Origin of the sequence: Alkalibacterium olivapovliticus (assembly GCF_003003275.1) — a bacterium.
GTDB lineage: Bacteria > Bacillota > Bacilli > Lactobacillales > Carnobacteriaceae_A > Alkalibacterium > Alkalibacterium olivapovliticum.
Window position 1 is genome coordinate 1 of sequence record NZ_PVTO01000006.1, and the last position, 17,082, is coordinate 17,082.

Annotated in this window: 22 protein-coding genes; 14 read left to right on the plus strand and 8 right to left on the minus strand. The window is 40.6% G+C overall.

What is annotated here, in order from left to right; genetic code table 11:
- Positions 1-221 precede the first annotated feature (221 nt).
- The 5 genes from CLV38_RS04120 to truA all read right to left on the minus strand — a co-directional run bounded on the left by CLV38_RS04120 (position 222) and on the right by truA (position 2,703).
- A complete protein-coding gene (locus CLV38_RS04120) occupies positions 222-563 on the minus strand; it encodes a hypothetical protein (protein WP_106191917.1) in 342 nt (113 codons plus the stop codon).
- A gap of 50 nt (positions 564-613) precedes the next feature.
- On the minus strand, positions 614-1,072 hold the full coding sequence (locus CLV38_RS04125) for a hypothetical protein (RefSeq protein WP_106191920.1): 459 nt from the start codon (positions 1,070-1,072) through the stop codon (positions 614-616).
- Positions 1,073-1,310: 238 nt separating this feature from the next.
- Positions 1,311-1,427, minus strand: a complete 117-nt coding sequence (locus tag CLV38_RS13950) for a putative holin-like toxin (RefSeq protein WP_281260041.1) — start codon at positions 1,425-1,427, stop codon at positions 1,311-1,313.
- Between the two features lie 67 nt (positions 1,428-1,494).
- Positions 1,495-1,917, minus strand: coding sequence for a hypothetical protein (locus CLV38_RS04135; RefSeq protein ID WP_106191925.1), 423 nt, complete (start codon positions 1,915-1,917; stop codon positions 1,495-1,497).
- Positions 1,918-1,962: 45 nt separating this feature from the next.
- Positions 1,963-2,703 carry a tRNA pseudouridine(38-40) synthase TruA gene (truA, locus tag CLV38_RS04140; protein ID WP_106191928.1) on the minus strand — a complete coding sequence of 247 codons (741 nt, stop codon included), beginning with the start codon at positions 2,701-2,703 and terminating at the stop codon, positions 1,963-1,965.
- Positions 2,704-2,894: 191 nt separating this feature from the next.
- On the opposite strand from truA, the gene CLV38_RS04145 reads away from it, so the two are divergent.
- The 6 genes from CLV38_RS04145 (at position 2,895) to CLV38_RS04170 (ending at position 6,802) form a co-directional block, all read left to right on the plus strand.
- Positions 2,895-3,323, plus strand: a complete 429-nt coding sequence (locus CLV38_RS04145) for a GNAT family N-acetyltransferase (RefSeq protein ID WP_106191930.1) — start codon at positions 2,895-2,897, stop codon at positions 3,321-3,323.
- Between the two features lie 58 nt (positions 3,324-3,381).
- A complete protein-coding gene (locus CLV38_RS04150) occupies positions 3,382-4,221 on the plus strand; it encodes a GNAT family N-acetyltransferase (protein ID WP_106191933.1) in 840 nt (279 codons plus the stop codon).
- Positions 4,222-4,251: 30 nt separating this feature from the next.
- Positions 4,252-5,004 carry a class I SAM-dependent methyltransferase gene (locus CLV38_RS04155; protein WP_106191935.1) on the plus strand — a complete coding sequence of 251 codons (753 nt, stop codon included), beginning with the start codon at positions 4,252-4,254 and terminating at the stop codon, positions 5,002-5,004.
- 45 nt (positions 5,005-5,049) lie between these two features.
- Positions 5,050-5,496 (plus strand): GNAT family N-acetyltransferase, encoded by a 447-nt coding sequence (locus CLV38_RS04160; RefSeq protein ID WP_106191938.1) that lies wholly within the window; start codon positions 5,050-5,052, stop codon positions 5,494-5,496.
- A 135-nt stretch (positions 5,497-5,631) separates the two neighbouring features.
- Entirely contained in the window at positions 5,632-6,501 is an 870-nt protein-coding gene (locus CLV38_RS04165; RefSeq protein ID WP_106191941.1) for an AraC family transcriptional regulator, read from the plus strand.
- A 94-nt stretch (positions 6,502-6,595) separates the two neighbouring features.
- The gene (locus tag CLV38_RS04170) at positions 6,596-6,802 is read left to right on the plus strand and encodes a hypothetical protein (RefSeq protein WP_106191943.1); all 207 of its coding nucleotides are present in this window, start codon (positions 6,596-6,598) and stop codon (positions 6,800-6,802) included.
- A gap of 121 nt (positions 6,803-6,923) precedes the next feature.
- On the opposite strand, the gene CLV38_RS14040 is transcribed toward CLV38_RS04170, so the two are convergent.
- Positions 6,924-7,046, minus strand: a complete 123-nt coding sequence (locus CLV38_RS14040; RefSeq protein WP_281260042.1) for a hypothetical protein — start codon at positions 7,044-7,046, stop codon at positions 6,924-6,926.
- A gap of 62 nt (positions 7,047-7,108) precedes the next feature.
- Here CLV38_RS14040 and CLV38_RS04175 point away from each other — a divergent pair, with 62 nt between their 5' ends.
- Positions 7,109-7,369, plus strand: a complete 261-nt coding sequence (locus CLV38_RS04175; protein WP_146128988.1) for a hypothetical protein — start codon at positions 7,109-7,111, stop codon at positions 7,367-7,369.
- 327 nt (positions 7,370-7,696) lie between these two features.
- Here CLV38_RS04175 and CLV38_RS04180 read toward each other — a convergent pair whose 3' ends face one another.
- A complete protein-coding gene (locus CLV38_RS04180; RefSeq protein ID WP_106191949.1) occupies positions 7,697-8,254 on the minus strand; it encodes a hypothetical protein in 558 nt (185 codons plus the stop codon).
- A gap of 191 nt (positions 8,255-8,445) precedes the next feature.
- On the opposite strand from CLV38_RS04180, the gene CLV38_RS04185 reads away from it, so the two are divergent.
- From CLV38_RS04185 to CLV38_RS04205, 4 genes are all read left to right on the plus strand, one after another.
- Entirely contained in the window at positions 8,446-9,903 is a 1,458-nt protein-coding gene (locus tag CLV38_RS04185; RefSeq protein ID WP_106191952.1) for a catalase, read from the plus strand.
- 211 nt (positions 9,904-10,114) lie between these two features.
- Positions 10,115-11,005: a glycine betaine ABC transporter substrate-binding protein gene (locus CLV38_RS04190; protein ID WP_106191955.1), complete on the plus strand. Its 891-nt coding sequence runs from the start codon at positions 10,115-10,117 to the stop codon at positions 11,003-11,005.
- Positions 11,006-11,184: 179 nt separating this feature from the next.
- Positions 11,185-11,925, plus strand: coding sequence for a glycerophosphodiester phosphodiesterase (locus tag CLV38_RS04195; protein WP_106191957.1), 741 nt, complete (start codon positions 11,185-11,187; stop codon positions 11,923-11,925).
- Positions 11,926-12,255: 330 nt separating this feature from the next.
- Positions 12,256-12,489, plus strand: coding sequence for a hypothetical protein (locus CLV38_RS04205; protein ID WP_106191962.1), 234 nt, complete (start codon positions 12,256-12,258; stop codon positions 12,487-12,489).
- A 245-nt stretch (positions 12,490-12,734) separates the two neighbouring features.
- Here the strand turns inward: CLV38_RS04205 and CLV38_RS04210 are convergent, their stop codons facing one another.
- Complete coding sequence (locus CLV38_RS04210) at positions 12,735-13,604, minus strand: glycerophosphodiester phosphodiesterase family protein (RefSeq protein WP_170068810.1); 870 nt, start codon at positions 13,602-13,604, stop codon at positions 12,735-12,737.
- Between the two features lie 243 nt (positions 13,605-13,847).
- Here CLV38_RS04210 and CLV38_RS04215 point away from each other — a divergent pair, with 243 nt between their 5' ends.
- The 3 genes from CLV38_RS04215 to CLV38_RS04225 are packed head-to-tail and all read left to right on the plus strand — an operon-like array spanning position 13,848 to position 17,073.
- Positions 13,848-14,756 carry a carbohydrate ABC transporter permease gene (locus tag CLV38_RS04215; RefSeq protein ID WP_106192163.1) on the plus strand — a complete coding sequence of 303 codons (909 nt, stop codon included), beginning with the start codon at positions 13,848-13,850 and terminating at the stop codon, positions 14,754-14,756.
- Between the two features lies 1 nt (position 14,757).
- On the plus strand, positions 14,758-15,654 hold the full coding sequence (locus CLV38_RS04220) for a carbohydrate ABC transporter permease (RefSeq protein WP_211295416.1): 897 nt from the start codon (positions 14,758-14,760) through the stop codon (positions 15,652-15,654).
- A 30-nt stretch (positions 15,655-15,684) separates the two neighbouring features.
- Positions 15,685-17,073, plus strand: a complete 1,389-nt coding sequence (locus CLV38_RS04225) for an ABC transporter substrate-binding protein (RefSeq protein WP_106191967.1) — start codon at positions 15,685-15,687, stop codon at positions 17,071-17,073.
- Positions 17,074-17,082 lie beyond the last annotated feature (9 nt).

The window sequence follows — 17,082 nt, forward strand, 5'->3', positions numbered from 1 at the left end:
GCTCATTATCAAGCCCTCTCTACAAGGAAAATGAACGCTAAATTTCACATGAAAATTATTTTTAACAAGTGGCTAACTTAAACTTGAAATTTACAAAGAAATCAATAACAATAAGTATTATGAAATCACAAAAAAGCACTTGCCTTCGAACCGTTCAGTCGGTTCGCCGGCGAGTGCTTTTGAGTATTACAAATCCATTTATTCCTTTTACCATTATGCTGTTAGTATTTTTTGTAGATTGAAGATACTAATAAGAAGCTCATAACTGCTCCTACAGCAGAAGCAAGAAGTGAACTATAAAAATAGTTAATAACAGAAACAAATAGCATGATGGGAATTCCATAGATAATTATGTGTCGTTTAATTTTTTTAGCTATTTTTTTTTCATATAGTACTTTGACGATTTCATATCCATATGACATTAGACCACCTATTACTAAGCCAATAGTCAATTCTAATAGAAAACTATCTATATTAGGGCTTGATGTGACCATAATAAACGAAATTATACCCAATAAGCCTAATAATATACTTATAGAGTAAGTATCTTTAGTTTTATTCATATTCAACACCTTAATGTTCATAATTTGTAAAAAAAGTCAAACTAGTTTGTTTATAAAAATAGAAATACAACAGCAGAAATAGATCCAGCTATAGATTCAGCAGTACTTGCATTTACACCTGCAGATCTTAAACCATTTGCCATTATTCTATTGAAAGCAGTTTGAGACGAAGCAGTTAGTGCATTGTTGAAAATTCTAATAAATGCTGCTTGGCTAATCGTTCCACTTAGACCTACAGTAGAGAAGACAAGTTTTGGTAGCGTTGTTGTCACAAAAACAGAACCGTATTTCAAAGTTAGTGCTGCTAATAGTCCCAAAGATACAGAGTTGGGTTGGATCATTGAAGGCTCTGGACCTATGTCATTTTCCAATATATATTGATTAATGTTAAATGCAAGTTCTTTTTCTAGTTGATCATCAATTAGAATACTCTCAGCAGATGAATCAATGTTTGGTCCTGAAGCTGCTTGGACTGAAACAACGGCTGGAGTTATAACTGTGGAAAGCATCAGAGCAGAAAGACCTGTTAGAAGCAATTTGGATTTTTTATTTTTTTTCTAGTTTATTAATAAGCATGATTATCACCTTTCTATAGTTGAGTGTCAAGTTTAAAGGAAAAATCTAAGTTTAACGACAAATTTGTTGAAAGTTTAATTTTTGTTTCTGAAAATGCGTAGATATTAAGTTAGTGATCTTGTAAATTCATTCTCTGTGTAGAACCGTTAAAGACGGTAGCATAGTTTTTAGTTAAAAAATAACCGTTAACTCGCTAAAGTTAAGGACGGTTATTTTTTTGTCATTGTTGAGCTTTATCAGCACAACAACTAGACTGATTAAGGAAATCAAAAGACTTCCGAAAACCAACCATGAGCTGCACGGTTTCAGCTACGGGCAAAAAGGCATCTCCTTTATGTTGAAGGTCTTTCAAAGTTTATTCGGTTTCTTCTATGTGTAGTTCTGTGGTGACTGAGAGCAGAGCCCCTAGCTCTCTGCTATGATAGCGACCGACTACCCCAAGACTCAGTTCTTCTATATAATAACCAAATTCTTGAATGATGTGGTCGTCACTGTCCAGAAATAATAGGAGGTATTCAGGATTCATTAAATCCATGTTAGCGGTCGAACCTGTATAAGCATGTTCCAGCTCTTCCACTAGTGGTTCTATTATCTGAGGATCAGTTATTACGGTAACCAGTTCGTTGGCATCATAATCCCTTACCTCTATAGATGATACGTTTTCTGATTCATCACCAAATAAATCATTTGACCGGCAGCCTGCTAGGACCATTACAAAAAAGAGTGAGACAAAAGATAGTCGGAAAAGTTTATGGATAAAGTTAGTTTTCAGGTTCACCTATACCATCCCTTTCTAAAGTGCAAGTTAACAAGTCGGTAATCATTAATCGTAATACACTTCATCCAAAAATAACCCCTGCGCAGGTACTGTTATTCCAGCATCGCTTCTAATGCCACTCTCGAATATTTCATCAATACTGTCTAGTTCGATGGTTCCTGCACCGATTTCTAATAGTGTACCAGTGATGACCCTGACCATTTTATGCAGGAATCCTTCTCCCACGAATGTAAAATGCAAAAGACTTCCTTCTTTTTCGATCGTGATGTTATTGATTGTCTTGACTGTCGACTTTTTCGTTTTTTTAAGTGCTGAAAAACCGATAAAGTCGTGAGTGCCTATGAGTTTTTGACAAGCTGCCTGCATTTTTTCAAGGTCCAGCTGCTCAGGATAATGAAAACTGTAGTTCCGTTCAAAAGCAGATGGAATAGTCTCGTTCCATACATAATAGCTATATTGTTTTCCACTGGCGTTGTAGCGTGAATGGAACCGTTCGGGCACTTCTTCTATCTTTTTGACAATAATGTCTTGAGGAAGGTTGCGAATCAGGGTTTCCTGCATAGCTGGTAGCTCTATATCGGATTCTGTCTTGAAGTTAGCTACTTGTCCTCTTGCGTGAGCTCCGGCATCTGTTCGTCCAGACCCTACAATTTCAACATCAGTACCTGTCAATTGTGACAGGACATTTTCGATTTTCCCCTGGATCGTCTTGTCTGAATCACCAAGCCTCTGCCATCCTAAGTAACGGCCTCCATCGTATTCAATTGTCAATTTAATATTTCTCATGTTATCCCTCTTAATCTTTAATTTTTTGTAAATGAGTTAAACGTGGTGAAAACTGTTCTAAATGGTTCAGTTTAATAATCTCACACATTTGCAGAAATAACTAATAGATTAAGGAAACCGTTGTACTTTATAATGGAGGTCATGCATAATAATTATATCGGGAAAAAGGCGTGTAAAAGAGGAGACAAGCCATGAAAATACATATAGGTAATGAGAACTGGAATCAGGCAGCTGCATATTATATTCGAATGTCGGTTTTTGTATTGGAAAAAGGAATTGCTCTTGAAGATGAGTTCGATGGACACGATCACGACCAGACGGTATACGTAGTAGTGTATGATGGGGATCAGCCTGTCGCAACGGGTCGATTCTTGAAGACAGACGACCATGCTGTCCGTCCTGGCCGAATTGCGGTTTTAAAAGACTACCGGAATAAGGGGTTTGGAGACCTCGTTATTACTGAGCTGGAGAAGTATGCAAAAAATGAAGGGTGTCACACTTCTGTCATTCATGGTGAACTAAGCGCCGCGGGTTTTTACGAAAAACTGGGGTACAGAAGGGAGCCAGGCGTCTACGAAGAAGATGGGGTACCTTGTGTGACCTTAAAGAAAACACTCTAAAGTAAGATTAATTATAAGACACTAAGTGATGTAAGTATAAAAATGAGGAGTTTAGAAGATGATCATTGATTATGATGAACAATATGCTCAAGACGTTTCTCGATTACTGAAAGACAATACTGCACGTTTAGTCTGGGGAAACAATGCAGAGAAAACAGTGGTAGCCATAACCTCTGGCAAAGTTGTTGGTGTGGCTAGTCTTTACACAAATGAGATACACCCTAATAGAGATTATATTGGCGTGTATGTTGATACTGTATACCGCAGGCAGGGATTAGGAACAGATCTGGTCAATGAGTTAAAGGAGAAAACTGACACCTCTGATTTTCAGGCTGCGATATCTTCAAAGAATAAGGAAGGTACCTTATTCTTAAAGTCTTTAGAATTTAAGTTGGCCAGAAAGTGCTACACGCCAGACCTTAAAAAAGTTTCAGCCACCAGATCAACAGTCGTTAAAGGGGTAGTTAGATCAGTTGAACAGGTAGATGAAACCGTTAAGGTACAATTAGTGTCCCTGCAGCTAGAGAATTATAAACTCACTCACAAAGCAATAAATCCTTTAAATGAGACTATATCCGTAATTAGCTGGAGAAATCTTATTTTTGAAGAGCTGGATCAACGGCAGTCGATGCTTCTAATCGCTAACAACAGGATTGAGGCGTATATCCTTTGTTACGGGATAGAAGACAATGACGAAATTGAAATAGGCTATATCGGTGGGAGAGAGAGTGAAGCAATTAAATCCTATCTGCCTTTTTACACCAAAGTGATTGATGGATTAATCAGTCAGTATAACACTGTTTCAATAGAGGCTGACACCGTTGATCCGTTCGCCTACGCTGCCGTAAACTGTTATGAGTATGACCCTGGGGAGTCGCTGGATACTTATGTTACATAGGATCAAGACTGACAGAAAGAAGGTAGAGACATGAATGAGCAACTGACAAATGAATCCAAGCGCAGATGGAATGAATTCGCGGATGACTATGCCCAGATGACCAAAAAGTACGGAGACTTACATAAAGAAGTATTGCTGACTCCGAATCTATTGAGGTTGATTGGAGAGATAAAGGGAAAGACAGTTTTGGATGCCGGGTGTGGAGAAGGGTACCTCAGTCGTCTGCTGGCTGGAAACGGAGCAACTGTTACAGCGGTCGATTTTTCAGATCGAATGATCGAGCTGGCTGCAGAGAGAACAACTGAAGGTGAATCCATTCAGTATGAACAGGCAAACCTGGAAAATCTCAGTCAGTTTACGGACAGTCAATTTGATGCTGTGGTGTCCAATATGGTCATTCAAGATGTATCAGATTTGTCTATGGCACTGAATGAACTATATCGGGTCCTGAAAAGTGAGGGGCATTTTGTCTTTTCAATTCTGCACCCTTGCTTTATCACCCCTGAAAGTCGGTGGGAAAAAGATGAACAAGGCGAGAAACTGCACTGGAAAATAGATGACTACTTTAAAGAAAGGCAATTCGAACAGCGTTTTGGAACCAATGACCCTGTTTTTGCTTTTCACAGGACAGTGTCGACCTATATAAATACGCTTATCAAAACTGGGTTCACCGTAGAAGAACTGGTTGAACCCAAACCGTCCAGAGAACAGATAGAGCAGTATCCAAGTTTCGAAGAAGATTTAAGAAAACCGGATTTCTTTGTATTTAAAGTGAAAAAATAATGTGAGTGGTTGAGACTTTGAGAGTCTAAGGAAAGAGGGATATTAATGCTTGAATTTGTTCCAGTTGAAGAAGCTAATTTTGAACACGTTATCAGACTTGAAGTTAAGGAGAGTCAAAGCCAGTTTGTCGCGCCTAATGTGCGGTCACTGGCAGAGTGTTATCTTTACCGGAAAAATGACGACGTCTTTCCCTATGCAATTGAAGCCGATGGCACACTAGTCGGGTTTCTGCTGTTGGATTTGGATGCGGAAGAAGAGGAAATGATGATCTGGCGACTGATGATCGACAAAGAGTACCAAGGCAAAGGCTACGGCAAGCAAACCATTCAAAAAGTCATTGAAATGGCTGAAAAGGACCCACAATATACTGTCCTGATTGCGGATTACGTAAAGGGGAATGATGCGATGGGGAAACTGCTCCGTAATCTCGGGTTCGCGGACCATTCCTTCAATAAAGAGTTTAATGAGTACGTCCTGCACTATAGTGTTTAGCCTACTGAATCTAGAGCGGGTTATGGTATACATAAAAGATAGAAGCAGAGAAATAGAAATAATCCGACAAAATCGAGCAATTCCGGTCATGATAGTACCAATAAATCCAACTATACTATGGATGAGGTGAGTTAAGTGGATTATTTCATAATGATTCAGGAAGCTATTCAATACATGGAAGACCATTTGCTGGAGGATATCAGTTACAGAGATGCAGCCAGACATGTCTACTTGTCTAACTTTCATTTCCAGAGAGTATTCAGTCTGATTACAGATGTGACCCCGGGTGAATACATCCGTAATAGACGTTTATCGATGGCTGGCCAGGAGATTACCCTGTCTGACGTAAAGGTTATTGAATTAGCACACAAATACGGCTATGAAACGCCTGAAAGTTTTTCCAGAGCATTCAGCCGGTTTCATGGAGTGTCGCCGAGTAAAGCCAAGAAAGCGGGCACGCAACTCAACAGCTTCAACCGCCTCGTCATTAAATTAACGACAGAAGGAGGAACGATCATGAACTACAGAATCGTAGAAAAAGAACCGTTCAAGTTGATTGCCAAAGTAAAGCAGTTTCCAAATGAGTCAGTCAATGAAGCTGGTGAAGAGGTTAATGAGATTCCTGGTTTCTGGGAGGAAAGCATGAAGTCGAATGTGTACGATATATTGAAGGCTCACGCAGCAACAAATGATTTTTATGGTGTATGTGCCCCTATTTCTGAAGGCAGTGACTATTTCGATTATGGCATAGGCATGGTATATAACGGAAGCAGTGTCCCGGAAGGCTACCAGGTTTGGGATGTAAATCCGACTTTATGGGCCGTTTTTTCATGTATAGGCGACACCCCAGACTGTATTGGGGAGACTTGGGAAAGAATTTTTAAAGAGTTTCTGCCCGGATCTGATTATGAAATGCTCGATGATACCGATTTTGAGTTGTATCCTGCCAATAGTGAAGACGATTTGTTCTGCGAGATATGGATACCCGTCAAGAAAAAAGTCTGATAAAAGGATAAAACATTAAAGAGGAGCCAGCTTGTCTGAGTTCCTATTTATGTTACTCTTAATGAGTAAAGGATGACGCGCATGGAGTGGGAAGATGTCCAGAAAAGACAGATACTTATTCGGATTTCAAGTAGGGTTGTCAGTGGTTATAGTCAGTCAGGTAGTCAGTATTAATCCGATAAGTGAGCTGCCACTGATAGTTAAATTTCTAATGGGATTTGTCATCAGTCTTCTTATAGGGAAACTTTTCAAGTCTTTTTTCAGTGAAGAGTTTCGACAGGGATCGGATAAGGATACATAAAAAATTGAGCTTTATATTTTTTGGGACCCCTACCAAAAAATAGCGAAAAACTGTTTTCTTCGCTATACTTATTATAATAAAGGGTTTCAGACAGGTTGCAGAGTTGTTTAGGAGTACAAATTTAGCCATCTTTTTTATCAAAATTCTGTTCTTCGTCATCAGCTTCTTCAGAGGCTCTTTTGTGTTTTTGAAACTGCCTCAAACCTGCGGCAACAAGAATAGCGGTTAGCGGGATGCCGATCATGATCCATAATGGGCCCAGTGAGGATTCTCCTTTCGAATCTGTACCTCGTGCTCTATCCTATAATGACTTCATGGATTGTGACGGCATTGGCTGTGGTTACATTAGTGTCCATGTTGTATCTGGGGTGGGAACTGAAAACAGAGGTAAACAAAAACAGCAGAGTATATATCGGGCTACTGATCATGAGCGGGTTGTTTCTTCTAATTCCCATGCTGTTTTTTGATGATGATAGAAGTGTTACAGAGCTAGTCATACGGACTACTGCAGCAATTGCTGTTATTATTTATGCGGTATTAAGAGAGTACAAATGGACGTCAAAATAAAATTAGAGGACTAGTCAAAAAACTACCGTAAAATAGCAGAACAGCTATTACTTTCCTACAGTTCTGAGAAGCTTAACAGAATGAACTGCATTTTACCGACGAAAAACGGAGTATAGCCTGGTAAGTACTGTATAAATTATACAGATTTTCTTTTCGATGAAGTTCATTAAGGTTAACAGAATATGAACTCACTTTTTTCTCTATAAAAAGAAGTTCAGACAGTGTTACAGAGCTGAATTTCATAAGTCACTTCTCAGCTCTCAAGATTACAAAAAAGCTCACTCTTTCTGTAAGATTACAGAAAGAGTGAGCTTTAAAGTTTACATATTAAGCCGTCTGTCTACGTGTTTTGAACACTTCAGACACTTCAAGTCCGTATTGAGCAACTGTCCAGACAAAGAACAGTGTGAACGGGATGAAGAATAATGCTGAGGATCTGACGGGTGCCAGTGAAGCCACGTGGTAATAAACAAGGGTTACACCGGTCGTCATGAATCCGTTAATGTATAAGCTGAAGTTTTCCAGCGATTTAAAGCGACTGACCAGATAAGCTGCGCCCGCTAAGACGAAAGCTGCAATAGCTGCATATCCGAAGACACTAGTGACAGCTGCTATTCCGATAGATGAGAATAAAGCAGCTTCAATGAGAATGTGAGTAGCAATAAAGCCAACACTCATAATACCTGATACGATAGCGATATGTTTGTTATTCATTGGCTTGGAAATAACTATACCACCCATTGCTATGTAAGCAAGGGTTCCGACGAGCATTGAACGACCATGTTCACTGTAAGCTGGCATTAATTCAGTAAATAAAGCGATTAACAGCATAGTGACAAGCACAGATAAAGCTGACAAAAGTGTTTTTGTGTTGATTTTTTTCATATAGACCAATCTCCTTATGTATAATGATGGATTAAATTCATTACTATAAAATTAACATATAGTACCCCTTATTTCAACTAGAATTAGACTATTAATGAAAAAACGGAGAACTTTTACATAATCTATTGTATTTGGCAGATTATATCTATTATAATATAGTAGTCGATAAAAAGTAAGGAGAGATACATATAATGATTGAAAAAAATAATAAGCTGACAACATCTACTGGAGCACCAGTAGGAGACAATCAGAATTCACAAACTGCAGGGCAGAATGGCCCAACTCTCATTCAAGACGTTCATTTGCTGGAAAAACTGGCTCACTTTAACCGTGAACGTGTGCCTGAACGTGTGGTACATGCAAAAGGTGCCGGTGCCCATGGGCGTTTTACTGTCACAAATCCAGAAATTGCAAACTACACCAAAGCAGACTTGTTCTCTGATGAAGGAAAAGAAACGCCAATGTTTATCCGTTTCTCTACCGTCGCCGGTGAAATGGGTTCAGCGGATACTGTTCGCGATCCACGTGGGTTCTCAGTCAAGTTTTATACTGAAGAGGGAAATTATGACATTGTTGGAAACAACACACCTATTTTCTTCATCCGTGACGCGATTAAGTTTCCAGATTTTATTCACACGCAAAAACGTAACCCGCAGACAAATTTGAAAGAAGCGAATATGGTATGGGACTTCTGGTCATTATCTCCAGAATCACTGCACCAGATCACTATATTACACAGTGATCGTGGTATTCCAGCTACGTTGCGTCATATGCACGGTTATGGCAGTCATACATTTAAATGGGTGAATAAAGAAGGCGAATCGTTCTGGGTTAAATATCACTTTAGAACAGATCAGGGTGTCAAAAACATGGACCCTGCAGTAGCCGACCAAATTGCCGGAACGCACCCGGACTATCACACAGAAGACCTCTTCAATGCGATTGCAGAAGGAGACCACCCGTCATGGACGTTGAAAGTTCAAATCATGCCGGAAGATGAGGCGGCTCAATATGCTTATGATCCGTTTGACGTAACGAAAGTATGGTCTCACAAAGACTATCCATTGATCGAAGTGGGTAAAATGGTTCTGGACCGTAACCCTGAAAACTACTTTGCAGAAGTTGAACAGTCTACATTCTCACCAGGAAACTTTGTACCGGGTGTTGAGGCATCTCCTGATAAAATGCTTCAAGGACGTTTATTCGCTTATGCAGATGCACACCGTTACCGTGTGGGAGTGAATCATAACCAGCTACCAATCAACTCACCAAAAGCTGAAGTGAGAAATCACCAGCGAGGCGGTTCGATGGCTTATCACAATGGCGGAAGCGCAGTAAATTATGAGCCAAACAGCTATGATGAGATTAAAGAATCTAAAGAAGACAATATCAAGCCCTTCAAAGTGTCTGGTGAAGCTAACAGCGTTCCTCACGACCAGAGTGATCATTTCTCTCAACCGCGTCAGTTAATTTTAGACGTTATGAGCGAAGACGAACGTGGGCGTCTTTACAAGAACTTTGCGGACCACTTAAGCGGCGTCCGTGATCAGCAGATCGTCGAACGTCAACTGAAATTATTCAACCAGGTGACACCTGAACTGGCCGAAGGCGTTGCAAAACACCTGAATATGACGGTTCCAGCAGAATAAATTTAAATAGTGAAGTAACCCGGAAGTATCCTGAATATTAGAGGATGCTTTCGGGTTTCTTTCTGTTTTATTATCATTTGATTGATACAACTATCTATGTTAGGCTAATAAACGTGTCTGTTTTAAGTTGAATCCTTACATAATAAAAGCAAGGATACTGTCAGTGCATTGAGGACAGGCTGAAAACTGACAAAAACATAGGAGGGAAACAATGATTAAAGGAAACAGAAAGATGTTAACACTACTACCGCTGTCATTTTTATTACTGGGATGTAATGGAGATACAGGTGCAGAGGGTGCCGAGGATCTTGGAAAAGACCTGAATTACACGGTGACGGGAATTGAACCGGGAGCTGGAACCATGGAGCTGGCTGATAATTTGACGGTTGATTACGACAATTTAAGTAACTGGGAGATTGAGACAAGTTCAACTGCCGGAATGATTACTTCTCTTGATCAGGCCATTCAAAATGAAGAACCGATTGTTGTGACAGGATGGATTCCGCACTGGAAGTTTGAGGAATATAATCTAAAATTCTTGGATGATCCTGAAAATACCTTTGGAGAAGAAGAAGATGTACATACGATAGCGAGAGAAGGTCTGGCAGAAGATATGCCTGAAGCCTATGAAATACTGGACAACTTCCACTGGGAAACAGAGGATATGCAGGGTGTTATTCTAGCGGCACAGGATCTTCCTTTTGAAGAGGCTGCAGGTGGTTGGGTAGATGCTAATCGGGATTATGTTGATGAACTGGTTGCTGGTGTAGACATGGTCGATGGGGACTCTATCCAACTTATTTCGACGCCATGGGACACTGAACGGTCTTCTGCTCATGTCATGCAGATTATTTTGGAGGAACAGGGATACGATGTCACCATTACAAATGTCGATCCGGTCATTATGTTTCAGGCTATAGGAACTGGAGATGGCGATGCAAGTTTAGCCCCGTGGCTTCCAACGACGCATGGCTCCTTTATGGATACGTACGGTGAAAATATTGATGATCTAGGAGTCAACATGACCGGTACCCTGATAGGACTGGTTGTGCCAGACTATATGGATATAGACTCTGTCGAAGATTTACCGGCAAATGACTAATTTAATATCTTTAATCAAATAAAAATAGGGAATGACTACTGTTTTGGAGTGTGCTGCTCTAATTCAGTAGTCATTTTTTTTACTCTATTTTGTATCCTTGTTCAAAGCGGTAATGTGGCATCTGAATAGTAAACAAGATAGAATGAGGGTGACAAACCAAGGGGAAGGACGGTAGTCATATGAGAACTTTAAACCTAGCTCACAGAGGGTTCAGCGGACGTTACCCGGAGAATACACTGCTTGCCTTTGAAAAGGCCTATGAAGCAGGTGCTGATGGGATAGAGCTGGACGTGCGTATGAGCAAAGATGGTCAAGCTGTTATCTTCCATGATGAAACAATTGACAGACTGACTAGCGGAACTGGAAAAGTCAACGAATTGACTGTGAAGGAACTACAGGCTATCCCAATCACGAACCCACTTCAGAGTGATCAAAAACAGCAGTATATTCCCACCCTAAAGGAGTATCTCTCGTGGGTACAAGGTAAAGCGCTATTGACAAATATTGAATTAAAAAGTAAAGATGAGCTTGAAGATGGACTGGAGATGCAGGTTGTCAGTATTATTCGTCAATTTGATCTGGAAGAAAACCTGATTATTTCTTCTTTTAATAGTAAATACATTCAGAGAGTTAAACACTTTATGCCCAGTCTGAAAACAGCGCTGCTGCTTCACTCCTGCACGGAAAAGAGTATCCAGTTAGCGGATGACCTAAATGCCGATTATATTCATTTAAAAAAAGGGAGTTTAAATCCTAGAAACATCCTGATGGCGAAAGGGTTTGGTTTGCTGATCAATACCTGGACAGTTAATGAGGTGGACGATTTAAAAACCGCTAATAGACTCGGAGTAAACGGGATTATCACCGATTATCCTGATCGACTAAAAACCATACAAGCAGATCAGATAGCGGCATTTTAATTTTTTCTGTCATCGAGTCCATCAATAAGGTAGTTTAGTCATTTTGTATGGTAATATATAAACAAACAAAACGGTTCCTAAAAGGAGACCATTCTTATGAAAAAAGAAAATTCAACCAGAGCTATGGCCTTTTCGTTCATTCTATTTTTATTGCTGTATAATTATGCCTATGAGTTTTCCATTAATCAGACACTTATTAATCTAAGAATAGTTTATATTGCCTTGTTTTCACTATTTGCTTTATTCACTCTTTTGTCTCGTAGAAAAAGGGTAAGGGTGAGGCGCAAGTGATATAATAGGTAGTATTTTGAGTAGAAGGAGTCTGACGCGATGAAAAGTAGTGAAAACAGATTTACGAGTGAAGATCTGAAATTTTCCGTCCTTGTCTTACTGTCGTATATTGTCCCTGTAGTGGGAATCGGTTTCTCATCCTATGTCCTGATATACTCCAAGACACATCCGGTTGATAGATGGATTCGGAAACTAGCTGTCATTGCCTTGATCATGCAGCTGCTGATGATTTCTTTAGCAGCAGTCGGGTGGGCAGCCTGGAACTTCAGCTGATTAAAAAGGGGTCAAAGAAATTCATGTATGGTTTTAATTTTGACCAGATTAAACAGTTACTGGATGACAGAACAGCAGTCAAAATGAACTGATTTAACCATGTGAAAATCAGTCTGATGATCGTTTCTTTTTTAACTGTCTTAATACATTTACTGCCGTAAGGATATATTTATTGAACAATGAAAAGCCAGGACTGACGCTTTAAGCGTCAGTCCTGGCTTTTTTTGTTTAAAGAGAATGTGTTTTTATAGTTCATTATCAAGCGGATCGATAAACTCCAGAAGATTATCAGTAAATACTCCATCGGCTCCTTTTTTGTAAGCGTCTATGGCTTCGCTGTAGGTATTGATTGTGTAGACGTGAAGGTCCAATTCCCATTCAGCGGCCTGATCGCCAAAGGCTCGGGTTAGAGCAGACTGGTTAACACCAATACCTGAAGCATAGGAAGCGAGTCTGTCGAATTCATCTGCACTAAGTTCTGCTGGCTCTTTTTTGAAATGATACAAGTGAATAAGAGGGATATCCGGATCCAATCCGTGTAATGTGAGAAGGCTCTCTTCGCTAAAGGACTGGAGAATCACTTGCCGGGTGACTGCAACATTTTCCAGTAACCCATATTCTTCTAATAGCTGCACCAGTTGACCTTCCAACTGACCATCAGTAAAGGGCTGTTTAGTTTCGATATAATACTTCACTTCCTTGCCAAACTCGTCAACTATATCTTCCAGCCTTACAATTCCTTCTTCTTGAAACTGCTTCTGTTCAGGGAATGCCTCGTTAAACCAGCTGCCGGCATCCAGAGCCTTTAATTCCTCATAAGTGTAATCTGAGACTGCCCCAGTTCCATTAGTTGTCCGTTCTATCGTTTCATCATGAAAAGCCACAAGAACATCGTCTTGAGTCTGCTGAAGATCAATCTCAATATAATCCGCCTCCAAATCATACGCTAACTGATATGAAGGAAGGGTATGCTCTGGGGCATAGGCACTCGCTCCTCGGTGGGCTATCAGCAGGAAGTCTGCTGGTAAAGTCGGCTGATCAAATGGGGTCCATTTTAGTGACAACGTCAGCAAGACAAAGACCCCAAATAGCCTTCCTTTTCTTTTTATACTCAAGCAGATCCCCCCATGCAGATAGTCTGAACAATTAATGATAGAGGACAGGTGCATCAAATGCCATAGATTCAAGCCATTATTTACAGTCTATACAGAACCATTACATAACAACTGATAATTTACATTGTTTACCAAAAAACGTCTGAACAATGTGCTCGAATTTACACTCCGTTGTTAAGCTTTTTGTGTAGCAAAGAAAAAGTAAAGATGAAAGAGCAGGAATATTCGAATGGGGGGAAAACTATGGAATTCAATCAACCATTACTTGATGACAAGGGGGAGGGGTTGAAAAAAAGAGGTGCGCGGAAAAAATGGAATATAGAAGCTTATATTTATTTAATTCCAGCATTGATCATCTTTTTCTTGTTCACGTACTGGCCATTTCTAAGAACGATTTACAGAAGTTTCTTTTTAACAGACAATCGGGGGATCGAACGCGTTTTTATAGGCGTTCAAAACTATACAGACTTGCTGACATCAGCTTCCTTTCAAAACAGTCTGATCGTTACGGTCCAATATGTTCTGATCGTACTGGTTCTGGGAATGGGATTTGGTTTTATGACTGCAATTCTCTGCAATCAGTCTTTTCCAGGCATACGCCTGTTTTCAACTGTTTATGCGATGCCGATGGCTGTTGCTTCAAGTGGGATAGCGATGGTTTTCAGCATCATGCTTAACCAGCGAATCGGAGCAGTCAATCAGATTTTAGGAACTAATATTAGCTGGCTGGCAAATCCGCAGTGGGCTCTGATCAGTGTCGCAGTCCTGACAGGCTGGCTGAATAGCGGAATCAATTTCCTGTACTTTAGTGCCGGCATGTCTAACATAGATGAAAGTCTCTACGAAAGTGCATCAGTTGATGGAGCAAATGGCTTGAATCAGTTTTTATACATCACCTTACCGGGACTCAAACACATCTCTTTTTACATCATTGTCATCAATGTCATCGGAGCGTTTCAGTCGTTCGGTCAGATCCGTATACTGACATCGGGTGGACCAGGTGAATCAACAAACGTCATCGTGCATGACATTTACCGGAACGCATTTTTGAACTTCAGGTTCGGAATGGCTTCAGCTGAGTCGGTCATCTTATTCATAATCATTGCAATTCTGACAGTCTTTATGTTTAGAACCCAGCGAAAGGAGGCATAAAGTGGATATCAATATGGAAGAAACAGAACCCTTCGTCCTGGACAATGAACAATTGGCTTTAGTCAGAAAACAGGAAGCGAGAATCAGAATACGAAAAGGCTTTTTGCTCATTATCAATAGTATCGTCATGATAATCGTTTTGTTCCCGCTGTTATATGCAGTTTCTATGTCTCTTAAATCAGCCAGTGAGGTTTACTCTTCCGAATTTAGTTTCTTTCCGGAAGCCCTTCAGTTTTCTAATTACCGGGATGCTTTTAACGTGGCACCACTTGGGCAGTACATCTTCAATTCGTTTGTAGTCGCACTATCGATTACGATCGGTCAATTAATATCGGGCGCTCTGGCTGCTTTTTCCTTTCAGTTTCTGGAATCAAAAGGAAAAGAACTCATTTTTGCTTTAGTTCTAGCAACGTTGATGGTGCCCGGAGAAGCAACCATCGTATCAAACTACTTACAAATAGGACAGTGGGGATGGCTTGACAGTTACCGGGCATTGATTATTCCCTTTCTGACCTCAGCAACAACCATTTTCTTATTCAGACAGTTTTACCGCAGTTTTCCGATTGCTTTGTATGAGTCAGCGAAAATGGATGGCTGCAGCAATATCCGGTTTGTTTTTCAGATTCTATTACCCCTCAGCAAGCCGGCGATCGGTGCAGTATCGGTCAATGCTTTTATCAATGCATGGAATATGTATATGTGGCCGTTACTGGTGAGCGGGTCAGATCGATACCGCACGGTTCAAATAGGTGTCAGTATGATGAACAGTGTCGATTCTCAGTCGATTGTTTTAATGCTGGCGGGAGTCGTGATTGTATTAGTGCCCTCACTGATTATCTTTGTATTCGGACAGAAATCATTAGTAAAAGGATTATTTTCAGGTTCAGTTAAAGGATAAACTACCCCAACTAAAAGGAGAAAAGAAAAAATGAGATTATCTAATAAGATTCAAACGATGACGTTATCTGCAGCAGCTTTGATTACTTTAGGAGGATGCACAACTAATGATACGGAAACTGAAGCTGTGTCAGATGGAGCCGCTCCGGCACCAGAATCAGAAACAGTATCAGATGAAGCCACTGGCGAAGGCCAGACGATCATGTTCTGGCACGCTATGGGTGGAGATCTGGGTGTTGCAGTTGATCAGCTGGTTGAAACCTTTAACGAAACAAATGAGCTGGATATTACAGTCGTTTCCGAGTTTCAGGGAACGTATGATGACGCCATTACCAAACTGAGAAGTGCCTCTTTAGGAAACCTGGAAGCTGATGTGGTGCAAGTATACGATATAGGGTCACGATATATGCTGGATTCAGGATTAGTGATCCCGATGCAGCAGTTTATCGATGAAGAAGGCTATGATATTTCTCAAATCGAACCAAATATTGCCGCTTACTACACAGCAGAAGACACGCTGTACTCTATGCCGTTTAATTCATCAACCCCCCTTTTATATTATAACGTCGATATGTTCGAGGCAGCTGGCATAGAAGAAGCCCCAACAACGCTAGCAGAAATTGAAGACATGCACGATGCCTTGGTTAATGAAGGCGGAGCATCTATGCCGATTTCATTAACGATATACGGCTGGTTAGTTGAACAGTTTACAGCTAAACAGGGGTTAGAGCTGGTGAATAATGGCAATGGACGTGAAGACGCACCAACAGAAGTGTCCTTTGTTGATAATGGGGCCATGTTGAACATTTTAGAAGAATGGTATGCCCTGTACGAAAGCGAAGCTGCACCAAATGTCGGACGAGATGGCGGAACTCCTGAATTCGTTTCTGGGCAATCAGCCATGACATTAGCCTCAACATCTGGACTGGCCAGCATCCTTAATGAAGTAGGCGGAGACTTCGAAGTCGGCACAGCTTACTTGCCTGCTGTTAAAGAAGGCGATGAAGGTGGCGTATCGATCGGGGGCGCATCCTTATGGGCAATGGAAAGTGAAGACGCAGAAAAAGCTCAGGCATCATGGGAATTCGTCAAGTTCCTGATTTCACCGGAAATCCAGGCTGAATGGTCTGCTGCAACAGGCTACTTCCCGATCACAACCGCTACACACGAAGAAGAAGTCTTTAAGCAGAATATTGAAGAATTTCCACAATTTCAGACAGCACTTGATCAGCTGCACGATTCTAATCCAGAATCTCAAGGGGCATTCTTAAGTGTCTTCCCTGAAGCCCGTCAGATTGTAGAGAATGAAATCGAAAATATGCTGAACGGAGTCGTTACACCAGATGAAGCCGCCGATGCCATGGCGGAACAGATAAACAGTGCTATTGAAAATTATAACTTAGTGAACACACCAGAGTAAAAGCGAGGA

What these genes read in the sequence shown, in the direction of transcription:
- CLV38_RS04120 (WP_106191917.1), bottom strand. Translation starts at nt 563, where the DNA reads ATGAATAAAACTAAAGATACTTACTCTATAAGTATATTATTAGGCTTA.
- CLV38_RS04125 (WP_106191920.1), bottom strand. Translation starts at nt 1,072, where the DNA reads ATGCTTTCCACAGTTATAACTCCAGCCGTTGTTTCAGTCCAAGCAGCT.
- truA (WP_106191928.1), bottom strand. Translation starts at nt 2,703, where the DNA reads ATGAGAAATATTAAATTGACAATTGAATACGATGGAGGCCGTTACTTA.
- CLV38_RS04145 (WP_106191930.1), top strand. Translation starts at nt 2,895, where the DNA reads ATGAAAATACATATAGGTAATGAGAACTGGAATCAGGCAGCTGCATAT.
- CLV38_RS04150 (WP_106191933.1), top strand. Translation starts at nt 3,382, where the DNA reads ATGATCATTGATTATGATGAACAATATGCTCAAGACGTTTCTCGATTA.
- CLV38_RS04155 (WP_106191935.1), top strand. Translation starts at nt 4,252, where the DNA reads ATGAATGAGCAACTGACAAATGAATCCAAGCGCAGATGGAATGAATTC.
- CLV38_RS04160 (WP_106191938.1), top strand. Translation starts at nt 5,050, where the DNA reads ATGCTTGAATTTGTTCCAGTTGAAGAAGCTAATTTTGAACACGTTATC.
- CLV38_RS04170 (WP_106191943.1), top strand. Translation starts at nt 6,596, where the DNA reads ATGTCCAGAAAAGACAGATACTTATTCGGATTTCAAGTAGGGTTGTCA.
- CLV38_RS14040 (WP_281260042.1), bottom strand. Translation starts at nt 7,046, where the DNA reads ATGATCGGCATCCCGCTAACCGCTATTCTTGTTGCCGCAGGTTTGAGG.
- CLV38_RS04175 (WP_146128988.1), top strand. Translation starts at nt 7,109, where the DNA reads ATGACTTCATGGATTGTGACGGCATTGGCTGTGGTTACATTAGTGTCC.
- CLV38_RS04180 (WP_106191949.1), bottom strand. Translation starts at nt 8,254, where the DNA reads ATGAAAAAAATCAACACAAAAACACTTTTGTCAGCTTTATCTGTGCTT.
- CLV38_RS04185 (WP_106191952.1), top strand. Translation starts at nt 8,446, where the DNA reads ATGATTGAAAAAAATAATAAGCTGACAACATCTACTGGAGCACCAGTA.
- CLV38_RS04190 (WP_106191955.1), top strand. Translation starts at nt 10,115, where the DNA reads ATGATTAAAGGAAACAGAAAGATGTTAACACTACTACCGCTGTCATTT.
- CLV38_RS04195 (WP_106191957.1), top strand. Translation starts at nt 11,185, where the DNA reads ATGAGAACTTTAAACCTAGCTCACAGAGGGTTCAGCGGACGTTACCCG.
- CLV38_RS04205 (WP_106191962.1), top strand. Translation starts at nt 12,256, where the DNA reads ATGAAAAGTAGTGAAAACAGATTTACGAGTGAAGATCTGAAATTTTCC.
- CLV38_RS04215 (WP_106192163.1), top strand. Translation starts at nt 13,848, where the DNA reads ATGGAATTCAATCAACCATTACTTGATGACAAGGGGGAGGGGTTGAAA.
- CLV38_RS04225 (WP_106191967.1), top strand. Translation starts at nt 15,685, where the DNA reads ATGAGATTATCTAATAAGATTCAAACGATGACGTTATCTGCAGCAGCT.